A 15,908-nucleotide genomic window follows, 5' to 3' on the forward strand; every position below is an offset into this window, starting at 1 on the left:
CGTCATCTGGTTAAATAATTATTGCAGCTTCCGCGAGGCAGCCGGAACCGGGTCAGCTCCCCTGAACGTTCCAGATCTGGTTCATGCGGTAGAGCATGACGGCGACAGACAGGCAGCTCACACCGAGGATGACGGTGCTCCAGCGGCTACGCTCGACCAGCGCCCAGAATCCGGCCACGACCGGCAGCGCAATGGCACTGACCAGGTAGGTGTAAAACTCGAGCAGACTGCCGGTGGCGTCGTTGCCGGCCAGTGGCGCCGCAATCGCGGCAGCAAGCTGCACGATGAGCAGCAATTCGACGAGGGCGGCCGCGCCCATGGTGAGGTCGGTGGGTTTGCGTCCCAGCAGGCCGAGGATGACGCAGAGCACTCCGCCGGGCACGGCGATTCCCAGCTGCAGCCAGGTAAACCATTCGATCATGAGCCCTGTTCCGGTTCGATGACGGATGCCGGCGGCTCGGCTATTTTGCCAGGAAGATCTGGCGGAAAGTTCAGCAGCGACTTGGCCTGGCCGCCGCGATACTCGACCAGTCCGACCAGGCGGCCATCCGGTGCAATGGCGGCGACCGGACCGGTGCGGGTGGTGTCTTCCTTCACGGTAATGCGTTTGCCATGTCCGAGGTCGATGGCTTGCTCCGCGGACAGGTCGAGACGCGCCAGCAGCCGGGTGGCGGCATCCGCTGGAGAAATGAGGTTGGCGACGACATTGATCTGCTCGAGGGTAGCAGCGTTCTCGATGCGGAACGGGCCGATTCTGGTGCGGCGCAGAACGGTGAGGTGGCCGCCAACGCCGAGCGCCACACCGAGGTCGCGGGCGAGCGCACGAATGTAGGTGCCGGAGCTGCACTCGACGCGCACCTCGAGGTCGAGAAAACCGTCGCCGGGCGTGCTTGCGAACAGTTCGAAACCACTCACCGTGACCGGGCGCGAGGGCAGCTGCACGTCTTCGCCGGCACGTACCCGGGCGTAGGCCCGCTTTCCGTCTACCTTGATGGCGCTGACGGCGCTCGGCTGCTGGCTGATATCGCCGGTGAGGTTTTCAATGCCGGCGGCCACTGCTTCGGGGGTGATCGCGGCGACTTGTTCAACCGGTGCGCGAGTGAGTTCATCGCCCTCGGCGTCATCAGTCGTGGTGGACTGTCCCAAGCGAATGGTCGCGAGGTATTCCTTGCCCTGACCGACCACGTAGGTGAGAAGCCGAGTTGCGCTGTCGATGCCGAGCACGAGCAGGCCGGTGGCCATCGGGTCGAGGGTACCGGCGTGGCCGACCTTGCGGGTTCCGGCCAGGCGCCGGGTTCGGGCGACAACGTCATGGCTCGTCCAGCCCTGCGCCTTGTCAATGAGGAGGAGGCCGCTAGTCACTTCTAGAGGGTACCAGCGTGGAACGCCCTCGCCCGAAACGCAATCTAGGCTGGGGCTATGCAAATTGCTGTGATCGGCGCCGGCGCCCTGGGCGGTCTCTACGCGACCCTGCTCGCCCGGGCCGGCCACGATCTCACCATCACGGCCCGCGCGGTGGCCAGGTCTCTGATTCAAGAGAACGGAATCCGACTCACCGGAGGATACGGGGATGCGCAATGCCGCGTGCAGGTGCAGGAGACTCTGACCGAAACTCCGGATCTGACACTGGTCTGCACGAAGGCGCAGGATGCCACGGCCGCCATCGCCGAGAATGCCGAGCCGCTCGACGGCTCACCGGTGATCGTCGTGCAGAACGGGCTCGACGGGCTGCGAATAGCCCAGAACCTGCTGCCGAACTCGGAATGCTTCGGTCTGCTCACCCTCATCGCCGCGCATTACATTGGGCCGGGTCGCGTGCGGGTCACCACCTCAGCATCGAGCTACCTCGGTCGCGGTGACGGCAAAGCAGATGCTGCCACCCAGCACTGGCAGGCGGTGCTGGACGAGGCGTTTCCCACTGTCGCCACTGACAACTTCGTGGGCGCCCAGTGGACCAAGCTCGTAGTGAACATGCTCAACGCTTTGCCGGCCATCACCGGGCTGAGCGTGCAGGCGGTCATCGCCGATGCACCGCTGCGCCGAATTCTGACCGCAAGCATGCAGGAGACCGTGCAGGTGGGCATGGCTCGCTACGTCACCTTTGGGTCCCTGCAGGGGATGAGCGATCGCAGCCTGCGCGTGTTCGCACGGCTGCCGATGGCCCTCGGACAGACCTTGCCGCTGCGCATGGGCGCAAAAATGGGTGCGGTCGCCAATCTGGGGTCGACCCTGCAGAGCATCAAGCGGGCCCACCTGACCGAAATCGACCACCTCAACGGTGCTGTCGTGCGTCAGGCCGAGCTGGCGGGAAGACCGGCACCGGTCAACGCTCTCCTGACCGCGCTGGTGCACGAGGTGGAGAGCAGCCGGGTATTCCTGAAACCAGACGAGGTCGTGGCCCAGTTCGATCAGCTCACCACCACCAGCCACTAGCAGCGGTCGGTTAAGACCCGACGTGGAAGGTCGGCGTTGGTGTTGTCGACGACCGCCGAGACTATGTCCCGCGGGTGCACATCGGCGAGGTACTGCCGGTCGGATTCGCTTCCTGACACCGATTCGAGCAGTACGCTGAACAGCCACAGCCCGTGCAACTCCGGTCGATTGCTGTAGGCACCGTCAACGATGAGAATGGCGTCGGCCGGGGCGGTTTGCCAGGTCGGTTGAATCCAGGCATCCCGGTCGGGGTCGAATTCTTCGGTGACGAACCCGGTACTGCCGCCCAGGCGAAAGGGTTCGACGAGTACGCGGCGCAGTGTCGAGTAGTCGTATCCGACCCGATACAACCGCTCCGAAACATCGAGGCGGTCTCCGCCGAGGCGCTGTTGCTCGGCGCGCGAGTGCTGAAAATTACGTAGGCTGGCTCGAAACGTGGGGTGTTCGCTCTCGCGGAAGACGGCCGCGAGGTCGTCGGCGAAGCTGACGCGACCCGCTCTCTCATTGCCGTCGACGGCAATGATCGTGCGACCTCGGCCGTAATTGTGCAGAATCTCGGCGGCCAGGGTGCGCAGAAATTCGATCCGGGGTGTGGAAACCAGCTTCATGAAACGAGCCTAGATTAGAACGGATGAACATCGCGCCCTCGAGTCATACCGCCGCGTTGAAGAACGCGCCCGATGTGCCCGTCACAACTGCTGGAACCGGAGACAACGCAGCTCCTGAAGTCGTTGTTGGCACGGCGGCCGGCAGTAGGACGGCTCGCGGCAGCGCCGCAGGCTACCGAGCAGCGGATATCAGCACCACGCTCAACGCCTGGTTCCTGGCGAACGCCCGCGACCTGCCATGGCGCCGCGAGGGATTCGGCGCCTGGGGAATCCTGGTGAGCGAATTCATGCTGCAACAAACCCCGGTGAACCGGGTCATCCCCCGGCTGCAGGAGTGGCTGGCGCGGTGGCCGACACCCGCCGATCTCGCTGCGGTGCCGCCAAGCGAGGCGGTGCGCGCCTGGTCCAGCCTCGGGTACCCGCGACGCGCCTTATGGTTGCACGCTGCCGCCGTGCAGATCACCGAGCAACACGGCGGCGTTGTGCCCTCCGACATCGATGCGCTGCTCGCCCTGACCGGGATCGGGGACTACACCGCGCGCGCGGTGGCAGCGTTCGCGTATGGCCACCGGCATCCGGTCGTCGATACCAACACGCGGCGGGTGATCGCCCGTGCCATCGCCGGTTCAGGGGAACCCGCACCCCCCAGCCGCGGTCGTGACCTCGAGGCGATGGGTGCTCTCTTGCCGCAAAGCGCCCTCGAGGCGGCGCTGTTCAACGCAGCGATCATGGAACTCGGCGCGGTCGTCTGCACCAGCCGCGGTCCGAACTGCGACATCTGCCCGATCCGGAATGACTGTGCCTGGCGGGCCCTCGACTATCCCGAATACACCGGAACGCGCAAGACCGTGCAGAAGAAGTTCGCGGGCAGTGACCGGCAGGTGCGCGGCCTGATCATGGCCGAGCTGCGCTCTACCCACCGCGGCGTGACGGACGCCGAGATTGACTCGCTCTGGCCCGACGCGGCTCAGCTGCAGCGCGCACTGCACAGCCTCGTAGCCGACGGCCTCGCGGTCGACTCTCCCGACGGCTATACCCTGCTCGACGGAATATTATGAGCATCGGTCTAATCTGGGCGCAAAGCCGTGGGGGTGTGATCGGAGCCGACGGCGGCCTGCCCTGGCAGCTGCCCGAGGACCTCGCCCACTTTCGTTCCGTCACGCGAGGTGGCGCCGTCGTCATGGGTCGGCGCACCTGGGAATCGATTCCCAAACGCTTCCGTCCTCTTGCGGGCCGCCACAACGTCGTGGTCACGCGCCAACGTGACTGGGACGCGCCCGGGGCATTTGCTGTGCACAGCTTCGACGACGCACTCGCGATTGCCGCCGGGCCGGTCTGGGTGATCGGCGGCGCCGAAATCTTTCGCCTCGCCCTTTGCCACGCCGACACACTCGAGCTGACCGAGATCGACGAACAGTTCGCCGGCGACACGCTCGCCCCAGCCCTAACCGCCGCTTGGAGCCTTGTAGACACCAATCCAACCAGCGGATGGCTCCGCTCCAGCGAAGGCCTGAGCTACCGTTTCGCGCGCTACCAGCGCGTCCCCGAACCGGATCCAGCCCCATAACCCGCATCCTTAAACCTTTCCGGACCCCGGCCCGGTCGAAGGTACCGAAATGGTTCTAGTGCCTGCCGGTGCTGGCAGTGTCGGGCGCGTCGAGATCGTCAGAGTCGTCGGCCTCAACGGCCTCGTCGTCTTCGAGGTCGTAGTCGCGCGGTTTCTTGTACGGGTCGGCGTCGCCGGCATAGGTCGCAGTGCCTTTGCTGTCCTCGGTCGCGGTATCGCGATCGTGGGCCTCACGCAGTAGGTCGTCAATGAGCGCGGCGTTCTCCGGAATACCGTCGGCGATGAACTCGATCGACGGGGTGAGCCGTGCCGTGATGTTCTTACCGACCTCGCTGCGCATCAGGCCGGTTGCGGCCTTGAGCGCAGCTGCGCTGTCCGTGCGTTCCTCGATCGAGCCATAGACGGTGTAGAACACCGAGGCGTGCTGCAGATCCCCGGTCACCTTCACGTCCGTGATGGTCACAAACCCGAGCCTGGGATCGCGCAAGCCGCGCTCCAGCCGCTTGGCGATGATGACCTTAATGCGGTCCGCCATTTTTCTGGCGCGTTCCGGATCTGCCATTGCAATACTCCTTGTTAGCCGGCCGCCAAAGCGCCCGGTCATTCTGTACTTTTTCACCGCATTAAACGGATGCTCCTTACCCAACGAAAGGGCGGAGTAAATTTTCCCCGCTGTTAATATGCACAGCAGGGAATCGGGGTGGGAGTCCCCGCTCTTTCCTTTTCGGAGGAAATTTGCGCAGATCTGACCCCGTGCGGGGCCTGACCCGAAATACGAGCCCGACCCCCCAAAACCAACGCTAGACGCGCGGCTTCTCCTTCATCTCGATGGTCTCGATCTCATCGCCAATTCGGATGTCGTTGAACTTGCCCAGTCCGATACCACACTCGAAGTCCGTACGAACCTCGGTGACATCGTCCTTGAAACGACGCAGCGACTCGATACCCAGGTTGTCCCCCACCACGATGCCCTCGCGAATAACTCGAGCCTTGGCATTTCGGGTGATGGTACCGGAGCGCACGATGACACCGGCGACGTTTCCGAACTTCGACGAGCTGAAGACCTCGCGAATTTCGGCAATACCACTCTGGATCTCTTCGTACTCGGGCTTGAGCATTCCCTTGAGGGAACTCTCGATGTCCTCGAGGGCGGAGTAGATGACGGAGTAGAAGCGCACGTCGACGCCTTCGCGAGCAGCACGCTCGCGGGCCTTCGTGTCCGGGCGAACGTTGAACCCGATGATGATGGCGTTGTCGACGGTCGCGAGGTTGACGTCGCTCTCCGTGACAGCACCGACACCACGGTGAATGATGCGCAGCTGCACAGAATCGTCGACCTCAATCTTGAGCAGCGACTCTTCCAGCGCCTCAACGGCACCGGAAACGTCACCCTTGATGATGAGGTTGAGCGACTCGACCTTGCCCTCTTCGAGGGCACGGGTGAAGTCTTCGAGGCTGATGCGCTTGCGGGCCTTGGCCAGCAGTGCGTTGCGCTCGGCGGCTTCACGCTTTTCGGCGATCTGACGGGCGGTGCGGTCTTCCTCGATGACGAGGAAGGTATCGCCGGCGCGGGGAACGCTCGACAGACCCTGCACCTGAACTGCGCGAGACGGCGTGGCGGCGAGAACGGCAACGCCGTTTTCGTCGGCCATCGCACGAACACGGCCATAGGCCGTTCCGGCGACGATGGAGTCTCCGACGTGCAGCGTTCCGGACTGGATGAGCACGGTTGCCACCGCGCCGCGGCCCTTGTCGAGGCGAGCCTCGATGGCGACACCGCGGGCATCTTTGTTCGGGTTGGAGCGCATGTCGAGTGCGGCATCGGCGACCAGGAGTACGGCGTCAAGAATTTCCTTGATACCGGTCTTGTTCTTGGCCGACACGTCGACGAACATGACGTCTCCGCCGTACTCTTCGGCGACGAGGCCGAATTCGGTGAGCTGCTGACGTACCTTCTGCGGGTTGGCTCCGGGCTTATCGATCTTGTTCACTGCAACCACGATCGGCACGTTGGCGGCCTGGGCATGGTTGAGCGCCTCAATCGTCTGCGGCATGATGCCGTCGTCGGCAGCGACCACGAGGATCGCGATGTCGGTGACCTGCGCACCACGAGCACGCATAGCGGTGAATGCCTCGTGACCCGGTGTGTCGATGAACGTCATGGCACGGTCGATGCCCTCGTGCTCGGTGATGATCTGGTACGCACCGATGTGCTGCGTGATACCACCGGCTTCGCCCTCGGCGACCTTGGCGTTACGGATCGCGTCAAGCAGCGCGGTCTTACCGTGGTCGACGTGGCCCATGACGGTGACGACGGGAGGACGAATCGCGAGGTCTTCGTCGGTTTCGTCTGCGAGTTCCTGATCGATGTCGATATCGAACGCGAGCAGCAGCTCACGGTCTTCATCGTCGGGCGAGACCATCTGAATCTTGTAACCGAGCTCGCTGCCGAGCACGTCGAATGTGGCCTCGTCGAGGGATTCCGTTGCCGTGGCCATTTCACCGAGGTGGAACAGCACGGTCACAAGGTTTCCGGGGCTCGCGTCAATCTTGTCAGCGAAGTCCGTGATGGATGCTCCGCGGCGAAGACGAACAACTGTTCCACCGTCGCCGCGCGGTACGGATACTCCACCCAGCGACGGGGCCTCGCGCAGCTCGAACTCTGCTCTCTTCGTACGCTTCGACTTGCGCGCCTTGTTCTTGCCGCCACCGCGACCGAAGGCACCAGCTGTGCCACCGCCCGGGCCACGACCGCGACCGGCACCGCCTCCTCCGCCGGCAGGCCGGGGCGGGCCGAAACCGGGGGCTCCGGCAGGAGCTCCGGGACGCGTGAATCCGGGGCGTGCTCCACCGGCTCCACCCGGGGCGCCGCCGGGACGCTGGAAGGCGCCTGGGCGCTGACCGAATCCGGTCGGGCGTGCCGCCTGGCCAGGTCCACCGGGGCGGGGGGCGCCGGGGCGAGGAGCCGCAGGGCGCGGAATGTTGCTGGGAGTAGGTGTTGCGGGGCGCTGGCCCATGCCCTGTGCGCTCGCGAACGGGTTGTTCCCCGGACGCGGCGGCTGAGCTGGACGCTGACCCATGCCCTGGTTGCTGGCGAACGGGTTGTTACCCGGTCGTGCAGCTCCCGGGCGAGGCATGCCCGGCTTGACCGGCGTAGCCGATCCCTCCGTGGACTTCGCTTCGGAGGTGCCGTTGTTGAGCTTGTCACCCTCGGCGGCTGCGGCCTTCTCAGCAGCTGCGGCCTTCTCAGCGGCCTGAGCCTGGCGCTCGGCGACGGTGAGCGGCGCCACCGGAACGGGCGCAGCATCCGCTGCCGGGGCGACGGCCGGAGCAGCGGGCTCGGCGGCCGGTTTGGGGCCCGGGCGAGCACCCGGCTTCGCGCCGTGGCTCGGACGAGCAGGCGTTGCCGGGGTGGCAGCAGCTCCAGCGGCGGGCGGCGGGGTGGCAGCCTTCGCTGCGGCACTTTCCGCCTGAAGCGCAGCGCGAAGGCGACGTGCTACTGGCGGTTCAACACTGGAAGACGGTCCTTTTACGAACTCGCCCATTTCCTTCAATTTAGCAAGTGCTACCTTGCTGTCGACTCCGAGCTCAGTAGCGATCTCGTGTACGCGTGGTTTCGCAGCCACAATTCTCCTGTTCCGGGTCTGCACCCGGAAAGGGGCAGACCGTTAATAACGGACGGGTCTCATTTCGAGCCGCTCATTAGTTGTCCATAAGCCAATTCAGCCTGTTCTCTAGTTGTTTCGCGTCCAGTGACCTGGTCACGCGAAAAGCACGCCCGAAAGCGTGGCGCCTCACGGCATCCAGAAAGCACGAGTCGCGGGCGTGCAGCCACGCACCTCTACCGGGGATTGTGGCGGTTTCATCCACCACAACTTCTGATTTCCCAGCAACGATCCGCAAAAGTGAGGATCGAGGGGCGCGCGAACGGCAGCCAATACACGTTCTAACGGAATTCATCGTACCCCTTATTCGGCATCCTCCAGAATGCTGTCCGGCTGGATGTCGATTTTCGCACCGGTCAGCTTGGCTGCGAGGCGCGCATTCTGGCCCTCTTTGCCGATCGCGAGCGATAGCTGGTAGTCGGGTACGAGCGCACGCACAGCCTTGATCGACTCGTCGATCACGTAGGCGCTCGTCACCTTGGCCGGCGACAGAGCGCTCGCGACGAAGGTAGCGAGGTCCGGCGAGAAGTCGACGATGTCGATCTTCTCGTTGTTGAGCTCAACAGTCACGGCGCGCACGCGCTGGCCGAGCTCGCCAATGCAGGCACCCTTGGCGTTCACGCCGGGTTCGGTGGCGCGCACGGCGATCTTGGTGCGGTGGCCGGCTTCGCGGGCGAGAGAGACGATCTCGACGACTCCGCTGGCGATCTCGGGCACCTCGAGTGCAAACAGCTTGCGCACGAGCGAGGGGTGGGTGCGCGATACGGTGATCTGCGGGCCCTTGAGCCCACGACCGACGGCCGTCACGAACACGCGAATGCGCGCGCCGTGCACATAGCTCTCAGTGGGAACCTGCTCCTCAGGGGGCATGATCGCTTCGATGGTGCCGAGGTCGACGTGAATCATGCGGGGGTTTGGGCCCTGCTGAATAATTCCGGCGACGATGTCACCCTCGCGGCCCTTGAATTCACCGAGAACAGCGTCATCGGCCAGATCACGCAGACGCTGGTTGATGACCTGCTTGGCGGCGAAGGCAGCGATGCGACCAAAGTCGGTGGTGTTGTCGACAGCTTCGCCGATGACGTTGCCGTCGTCGTCGTGCTCGGGAATGAAAATGTCCACGTGCCCGGACTTGCGGTCGAGAACGACGCGCGCTTCGGGCACCTCCTGAATATCGTGCTTGGCTTCAGCAATCTTCGAAGCTTCGAGCTTCGACACGTCTTGCTGGATGTGCTTGACATAGGCAGTCAGAATCGCCTGTTCGATGATTTGCACGAGTTCCTCGAAGGGAATCTCTTTTTCGCGCTCCAGTAGCCGCAAAACACTGAGGTCGATGTCCATGGCCGGCCTCCTCTATTCAGATCTTGCCGCCGCGAAACCGCGCAGCGGGCTGGATACTACGGTACTCGAATCTGCGGCGTCCCGTCACCCATTCTCCCCGCCGTGGGTTGGTCCAGCGCTGGTTCTCTGCAGAACGGATGCTGCCGGCTCAGTTGGCTGGCAGCATCCGTTCTCGATCAAACGTTTCTTAGACGAAGTGTTTGGCCACGTCGGCGACGTCGACCTGCTCCCGGTCGCCGGTGCGGCGGTTCCACAGCTCGACGATGCCGTCGGCAGCGCCGCGGCCGACGATGACGATCCACGGCACACCGATGAGCTCGGCGTCACCGAATTTGACGCCCGGCGAGACCTTGCGGCGGTCATCGTAGAGCACCTCACGATTGGTGGCTTCGATCGCGGCGACGACGGCTTCCGAGGTGTCGAAGACGATCTCGTCCCGGCCTGTGGCGATCACGTGCACGTCGAACGGAGTGACCGATTCGGGCCAGATCAAGCCCTTTGCGTCGTTGTTGAGTTCGGCGATGACCGCGAGAATGCGGGTGACACCGATGCCGTATGAACCCATCGTGACCGTGACCAGCTTGCCGTTCTCGTCGAGAACCTTGAGACCGAGCACCTCGGCGTACTTGCGACCGAGCTGAAACACGTGCCCGATTTCCATGCCGCGAATGAGTTCGACCGGGCCAGAGCCGTCGGGGGCCGGGTCGCCGGCGCGCACGTCGGAGGACTCGACGACGTCGTCAATGGCGAAGTCGCGGCCGGCGACGAGGCCGAACACGTGCCGGCTCTCTTCGTTGGCGCCGGTGATCCACTCGGTTCCGGAGACCACGCGCGGGTCGACCAGAAAACGGATACCGGTGGTCGATTTCGCGCCGAGAACGGCGCCGTCCGCTCCCCACGGGCCGATATAGCCCTTGACCAAGCCGGGGTTCTTAGCGAAGTCTCCCTCGTTGGCGGCTTCCACCTCGGCGGGGGCGAAGGCGACCTCGACACGCTTAAGGTCGACCTCGCGGTCGCCGGGAACGCCGATCGCGATGAGTTCACGGGTGCCGTCAAGGCTCGTGAGCGCGAGCACGACGTTCTTGAGGGTATCGGCTGCCGTCCAGTCGCGACCATCGAGGCGGGGGTGCTCGGCGTTGGCCTTGTCGACGAGCGTCTGAATGGTCGGGGTGTTCGGGGTATCGAAGACTTGCGCAGCGGGCAGCGCGCTGAAGTCTTTGTCTTCCGGAACGAGGGTACGAAACGCCTCGATGTTGGCCGCGTAGCCGCTCGCGCTGCGCACGAAGGTGTCTTCTCCGACCGGGGTGGGGTGCAGGAACTCTTCGCTCTTGGAACCACCCATGGCGCCGGCATCCGCTTGGACGATCTCGTATTTGAGGCCGAACCGGTTGAAGATGCGCTCGTAGGCGTCGCGCTGCAACTGGTAGCTTACGTCTAGGCCAGCGTCGGTGTAGTCGAAGGAGTAGGCGTCCTTCATGGTGAATTCGCGGCCGCGCAGCAGTCCGCCGCGCGAGCGTGCCTCGTCGCGGTACTTGTCCTGAATCTGGTAAATCGACAGCGGCAGGTCCTTGTAGCTGCTGTACAGGTCCTTGACGAGCAGCGCGAAGACCTCTTCGTGGGTCGGCGCGAGCAGCATGTCGGAGCCCTTGCGGTCTTTCAGACGAAACAAGCCCTCGCCGTATTCATCCCAGCGGCCGGTCAGCTCGTAGGGCTCGCGCGGCAGCAGGGCCGGAAAATGTACCTCGTGCGCGCCGGCCGCCGTCATCTCTTCACGGATGATGCGCTCCACTTTTGCTTTCACCCGGAGGCCGAGCGGCAGCCAGGCGAAAATGCCCGGGGCCTGGCGGCGGATGTAGCCGGCCCGCACGAGCAGGCGGTGGCTGGTCACCTCGGCGTCGGAGGGGTCTTCGCGGAGAGTACGGAGGAAGTAGTTGGAGAGACGTGTAGGCACCCGTCTACCTTACGCGCGCGCCGCCGAGCGCTCCCCCACGGGCGCGGTGCTGGTGATCGATTTCATCGATGGCTACGAGCGACGTCACCGAACCGGCTCAGCCGACCTCGCTCAGGGTGCGCTCGATCGCGCCCAGCCGAGAGTCCATTGCGGTCAATTTCTCCAACAGCGCGGCATTAATCTCGTTACTCCTAGCCAGCGCTTCCCTCAGCGCCGGCGACCCTTCTGCCTCTGCCACGTGGCGACGAGTTTTGAAGTACTGATTGAAAATTGAGTAAGTGATTCCGCCGATGATCGCGACGATGGGGACCAGAAAAGCGAAGGCATAATCCATGGTGATTCCTTTAATGGGATGATGCCGCGGCGTTTGCCACGGCATCGGCGATGGTAACGATGGTGACGGTGATTGAGAATGGAGCGAGCGCGACGTGCTTGAGAGCGGTTCCCTCCGGAGAGAGCTCCAGCGACGTGGTTACAAATCCGCTACCCTCAAGCTTCGCGAGGTGCATGTAGAGCAGCGCCCGCGACATTCCGACGCGTCGTGCCAGCTCGCTGACGTGCACGCGCCCGCCCTGCAATTCGGCCAGAATCAACATGCGCTGCGGGCTGGCGACCGCTGCGAGGGTCGCGCTGAGCTGTTCCATGTTCATAACAACGCCTCCTGACAGGTGTAAATATATTATGACACCTGTCAGAAATGCAAGCGTTACTCGTAGTGGTAGCGGCACTGGGCGATGAGGGTCTGATCGTCCGTCACCCTGTAGATCAGTCGGTGTTCGTCGGTGATTCTTCGAGACCAGTATCCGCGAAAGCCGTACTTCAACGCTTCGGGTTTGCCGTTTCCGTCGTTGCCATTGCGTTGAATGTCGTTGAGTAAGGCGTTGATCCGCTTGACGATCTTGCGGTCTTGCGTCTGCCAGTACAGATAGTCCTGCCAGGCACGCTCATCCCAGACCAGCCTCATTCGGCGAGATCGTGCTCAGCACCCTGGCCAGCTTCAAGGCGCTCAATGGAGCCCAGTAAGCGGCGAGCATTAGCAGGGCTGCGCAAGAGATAGGCCGTCTCCTTAAGAGATTCGTAATCATCGAGGGCAACGAGAACGACCGGGTCTCGGCCCGCTCTCGTAATGATGACTTCCTCGCGATCGTCCAGCACAGAGTCGAGCGTCGCCGCGTAGTTTGCCCGCGACTCCGAATAGGTGATTGTTTTCATATTCTCTCCTTCGACGTACAAGAAATTGTACGCGAAGTCAGGGCAACGGGCAATCGCGAACCATAATCGCTGCTCGCGTGATCGGAAGGTGCCACCCGTGAAACTCACGTATCTGTAAGCAGACGGCTTTCCTGACGCCAATCAAGTTCGCGCGGATCGGCTACTTCGCGCCGACGGACACCGTGGGACTGCCGAGCTCGGCGGCCGGCATCTCGGCGGCGAGGCGGTTGGCCTCTTCGATGAGCGTGGCCACAATCTCGGACTCCGGAACGGTCTTGATGACCTCGCCGCGCACAAAGATCTGGCCCCGGCCATTGCCGCTCGCAACACCGAGGTCAGCCTCGCGGGCTTCGCCCGGTCCGTTGACGACGCAACCCATGACCGCCACCCGCAACGGCACGGTCATGCCTTCGAGCCCATCGGTGACATCATTGGCGAGCTTGTAGACATCCACTTGTGCCCGGCCGCAACTGGGGCAAGAGACAATCTCAAGCTTGCGTTCGCGTAGATTGAGTGACTGCAAAATTTGCAGGCCGACCTTGATCTCTTCGACCGGCGGAGCGCTGAGCGATACTCGGATGGTGTCGCCGATTCCCTCGCCGAGCAGCAAACCGAACGCAGTCGCGCTTTTAATGGTGCCCTGAAAGCTCGGACCGGCCTCGGTCACGCCGAGGTGCAGCGGCCAATCGCCACGCTCGGCGAGCAGGCGGTAGGCCTTCACCATGATCACCGGGTCGTTGTGTTTGACCGAGATCTTGAAGTCGTGAAAGTCATGCTCCTCGAACAGGCTCGCCTCCCAGACTGCGCTCTCCACGAGCGCTTCCGGCGTGGCCTTGCCGTACTTCTGCATCAGGCTCGGCTCGAGCGAGCCGGCATTGACCCCGATGCGCAGGCTCACGCCGGCGGCCTTGGCGGCGGCGGCGATCTTGCCGACCTGGTCGTCGAACTTGCGAATGTTGCCCGGGTTCACTCGTACGGCGGCGCAGCCGGCGTCGATCGCGGCGAAGACATAGTTCGGCTGAAAGTGGATGTCTGCGATGACCGGAATCTGGCTTTTCTTGGCGATGATCGGCAGAGCCTCTGCGTCATCCCGGGTGGGGACAGCGACGCGCACGATGTCGCATCCGCTCGCTGTGAGTTCGGCGATCTGCTGAAGCGTCGCGTTGATGTTGGTGGTCGGGGTAGTCGTCATCGATTGCACGCTCACTTGAGCATTGCCACCGACCAGAACCTTACCGACCTTGATCTGACGGGATTTACGTCTGGGAGCGAGTACCTCAGGTACTTTGGGCATCCCCAAATTGATTGCAGCCACTTGCCTAGCTTAGTTGCCGACACCCGGACAAGCTGAATGCCACCTCGGGTTACCGCTCCAGCTGGGCCAGCAGTGTCGCAAGAAACTCAGCCGGGTGTTCGAGGTGCGGCGAGTGGCCGCAGTTGTCCAATTCCAGCTCAGTCAGCCCGGTCGCCGATGAAGGCTCCGGCTGTCGCGACGTCTTCGTAGGTCTGGCGGCCGGAACGGAAGGCGTGGTGGTGGAGTCCTCGTCTCCGGTTGTCACTGACGTGGTCGTTGGTGCGCAGCCGACCAGGGTCAGGGCCCGGGCGGTGCTGACCGCCGGAGCCAGGAACAACTTTGTTACCCGGATGAAATTTGCCTCTCGTTCTGATGCGTTGGGGTGCTTCTCGTTCTGATGTGTTGGGGTGGGGAGAGCTGTGGCGCAGAACCTGACAGGTGGTTCAGGTGTCAGAAATCTATGGACAACCATCGTTACTGCCAAGGGGACCGTGAACCGATACCCAGACATGGCCAATATGCTGAAAACATCACCTCATTGACAAAGGAGTCCCCATGACCGAAACCGACGTTGTAATTCTGGCCGGATCGCGCACCCCGCAGGGACGCGTGAACGGGCAGCTCTCGTCCCTCACCGCCGTCGACCTCGGCGCCGCGGCCATCGCGGGCGCCCTCGTCCGCGCCGGAGTCGCTGCGGATCAGGTGGACTTCGTGCTCATGGGGCAGGTCTTGCAGGCTGGCTGCGGGCAGAACCCGGCCCGGCAGTCCAGCGTCGCAGCAGGCATCCCGTGGAACGTACCGGCCATGACGCTCAACAAGGTCTGTCTCTCCGGGTTGGCCGCGGTCATCGATGCCGCCCGTCTGGTGCGGCTCGGTGAAGCGGATGTCGTCGTGGCCGGTGGCCAGGAGTCCATGTCCCGCGCGCCCCACCTATTGCCGGGTTCCCGCCAGGGCTGGAACTACGGAACCGTGTCGGCGCTCGACCATGCCGCGCACGACGGACTCACCGACGCGTTCGATGGGCTCTCGATGGGGCTCTCGACTGAGCGCGCCAACGCCCGGCTCGGCCAGACCCGCCTCGAGCAGGACGAAATCGCTGCAGCGTCGCACCAGCGTGCCGCCGCAGCCGGCGCCGCCGGCGTGTTCCACGACGAGATCACCCCGATCAGCGTGCCGCAGCGTAAGGGCGAGCCGCTCATGACCAGCACCGATGAGGGCGTGCGGGCCGATAGCACGACCGAGACGCTCGGCCGGTTGCGTCCGGCGTTCGACCCGGCAGGGAGCATCACCGCCGGAAACGCCGCTCCCTTGAGTGATGGTGCGAGCGCTGTCGTTGTGACCAGCCGCGCCTGGGCCGAAAAGCACGGCCTGCCGTGGCTCGCCGTGATCAAGGCGAACGGCCAGGTCGCCGGCCCCGACAACTCCCTGCACTCCCAGCCGGCCAATGCCATCGCGCACGCGCTGAAGCGCGAGGGCTGGACCGCCGCCGACCTCGATCTGGTCGAGATCAACGAGGCGTTCGCCTCCGTTGTCCACCAGTCGTCCAAGCTGCTCGGGGTGTCTTCCGACGTGGTGAACATTCACGGCGGCGGCATCGCGATCGGCCACCCAATCGGGTCGAGCGGCGGGCGTATCGCCCTGCACGCTGCTCTCGAACTGTCGCGGCGCGGCTCCGGCAAGGCTGCGGTGGCCCTGTGCGGCGGCGGCGGCCAGGGCGAGGCCCTCCTGCTGTCCCGGTAAGGCGCCCGCCAGCGCCAGCTAGTGTCCTGCGTCGGAAGTTCGTTGTAGAAGTCGTTTGAGGGATTCGAGGATTTGTTCCGCGGATTTGGTCCAGATG

17 protein-coding genes are annotated in these 15,908 nt (G+C 63.8%); 4 read left to right on the forward strand and 13 right to left on the reverse strand.

What is annotated here, in order from left to right:
- Nucleotides 1-52 precede the first annotated feature (52 nt).
- Both CXY73_RS17930 and truB read right to left on the reverse strand, forming a co-directional pair.
- A complete protein-coding gene (locus CXY73_RS17930; protein WP_104139807.1) occupies nucleotides 53-421 on the reverse strand; it encodes a hypothetical protein in 369 nt (122 codons plus the stop codon).
- Nucleotides 418-1,362: a tRNA pseudouridine(55) synthase TruB gene (gene truB / locus CXY73_RS17935; protein WP_104178501.1), complete on the reverse strand. Its 945-nt coding sequence runs from the start codon at nucleotides 1,360-1,362 to the stop codon at nucleotides 418-420. The genes CXY73_RS17930 and truB overlap by 4 nt, the downstream gene beginning before the upstream one ends.
- A 57-nt stretch (nucleotides 1,363-1,419) precedes the next feature.
- On the opposite strand from truB, the gene CXY73_RS17940 reads away from it, so the two are divergent.
- Nucleotides 1,420-2,433: a ketopantoate reductase family protein gene (locus CXY73_RS17940; RefSeq protein WP_104178502.1), complete on the forward strand. Its 1,014-nt coding sequence runs from the start codon at nucleotides 1,420-1,422 to the stop codon at nucleotides 2,431-2,433.
- Here CXY73_RS17940 and CXY73_RS17945 read toward each other — a convergent pair.
- Complete coding sequence (locus tag CXY73_RS17945) at nucleotides 2,430-3,041, reverse strand: hypothetical protein (RefSeq protein WP_104178503.1); 612 nt, start codon at nucleotides 3,039-3,041, stop codon at nucleotides 2,430-2,432. The genes CXY73_RS17940 and CXY73_RS17945 overlap by 4 nt on opposite strands.
- Before the next feature lie 23 nt (nucleotides 3,042-3,064).
- Here CXY73_RS17945 and CXY73_RS17950 point away from each other — a divergent pair, with 23 nt between their 5' ends.
- Nucleotides 3,065-4,099, forward strand: coding sequence for an A/G-specific adenine glycosylase (locus tag CXY73_RS17950; protein ID WP_104178504.1), 1,035 nt, complete (start codon nucleotides 3,065-3,067; stop codon nucleotides 4,097-4,099).
- Nucleotides 4,096-4,608, forward strand: coding sequence for a dihydrofolate reductase (locus CXY73_RS17955; protein ID WP_104178505.1), 513 nt, complete (start codon nucleotides 4,096-4,098; stop codon nucleotides 4,606-4,608). The genes CXY73_RS17950 and CXY73_RS17955 overlap by 4 nt, the downstream gene beginning before the upstream one ends.
- 55 nt (nucleotides 4,609-4,663) lie before the next feature.
- Here CXY73_RS17955 and rbfA read toward each other — a convergent pair whose 3' ends face one another.
- From rbfA to ispG, 10 genes are all read right to left on the reverse strand, one after another.
- On the reverse strand, nucleotides 4,664-5,170 hold the full coding sequence (rbfA, locus tag CXY73_RS17960) for a 30S ribosome-binding factor RbfA (RefSeq protein WP_104139825.1): 507 nt from the start codon (nucleotides 5,168-5,170) through the stop codon (nucleotides 4,664-4,666).
- Between the two features lie 238 nt (nucleotides 5,171-5,408).
- Entirely contained in the window at nucleotides 5,409-8,234 is a 2,826-nt protein-coding gene (gene infB, locus CXY73_RS17965) for a translation initiation factor IF-2 (RefSeq protein ID WP_104178506.1), read from the reverse strand.
- A 76-nt stretch (nucleotides 8,235-8,310) separates the two neighbouring features.
- On the reverse strand, nucleotides 8,311-8,568 hold the full coding sequence (locus tag CXY73_RS17970; RefSeq protein ID WP_104139831.1) for a YlxR family protein: 258 nt from the start codon (nucleotides 8,566-8,568) through the stop codon (nucleotides 8,311-8,313).
- Between the two features lie 8 nt (nucleotides 8,569-8,576).
- Entirely contained in the window at nucleotides 8,577-9,614 is a 1,038-nt protein-coding gene (nusA, locus tag CXY73_RS17975) for a transcription termination factor NusA (protein WP_104139834.1), read from the reverse strand.
- 187 nt (nucleotides 9,615-9,801) lie between these two features.
- Nucleotides 9,802-11,565 (reverse strand): proline--tRNA ligase, encoded by a 1,764-nt coding sequence (locus CXY73_RS17980; protein WP_104178507.1) that lies wholly within the window; start codon nucleotides 11,563-11,565, stop codon nucleotides 9,802-9,804.
- A 97-nt stretch (nucleotides 11,566-11,662) separates the two neighbouring features.
- A complete protein-coding gene (locus tag CXY73_RS17985; protein ID WP_104139840.1) occupies nucleotides 11,663-11,899 on the reverse strand; it encodes a hypothetical protein in 237 nt (78 codons plus the stop codon).
- A gap of 10 nt (nucleotides 11,900-11,909) precedes the next feature.
- The gene (locus CXY73_RS17990) at nucleotides 11,910-12,215 is read right to left on the reverse strand and encodes a winged helix-turn-helix domain-containing protein (RefSeq protein ID WP_104139843.1); all 306 of its coding nucleotides are present in this window, start codon (nucleotides 12,213-12,215) and stop codon (nucleotides 11,910-11,912) included.
- 56 nt (nucleotides 12,216-12,271) lie between these two features.
- Nucleotides 12,272-12,529 carry a Txe/YoeB family addiction module toxin gene (locus CXY73_RS17995; RefSeq protein WP_104139846.1) on the reverse strand — a complete coding sequence of 86 codons (258 nt, stop codon included), beginning with the start codon at nucleotides 12,527-12,529 and terminating at the stop codon, nucleotides 12,272-12,274.
- Nucleotides 12,526-12,777: a type II toxin-antitoxin system Phd/YefM family antitoxin gene (locus CXY73_RS18000; RefSeq protein ID WP_104140047.1), complete on the reverse strand. Its 252-nt coding sequence runs from the start codon at nucleotides 12,775-12,777 to the stop codon at nucleotides 12,526-12,528. The genes CXY73_RS17995 and CXY73_RS18000 overlap by 4 nt, the downstream gene beginning before the upstream one ends.
- 160 nt (nucleotides 12,778-12,937) lie before the next feature.
- The gene (ispG, locus tag CXY73_RS18005) at nucleotides 12,938-14,092 is read right to left on the reverse strand and encodes a flavodoxin-dependent (E)-4-hydroxy-3-methylbut-2-enyl-diphosphate synthase (RefSeq protein WP_199184386.1); all 1,155 of its coding nucleotides are present in this window, start codon (nucleotides 14,090-14,092) and stop codon (nucleotides 12,938-12,940) included.
- 534 nt (nucleotides 14,093-14,626) lie between these two features.
- On the opposite strand from ispG, the gene CXY73_RS18015 reads away from it, so the two are divergent.
- On the forward strand, nucleotides 14,627-15,811 hold the full coding sequence (locus tag CXY73_RS18015; RefSeq protein ID WP_104178508.1) for an acetyl-CoA C-acetyltransferase: 1,185 nt from the start codon (nucleotides 14,627-14,629) through the stop codon (nucleotides 15,809-15,811).
- Nucleotides 15,812-15,908 lie beyond the last annotated feature (97 nt).

It is taken from the genome of Cryobacterium sp. Y50 (assembly GCF_002929805.1).
Lineage (GTDB): Bacteria > Actinomycetota > Actinomycetes > Actinomycetales > Microbacteriaceae > Cryobacterium.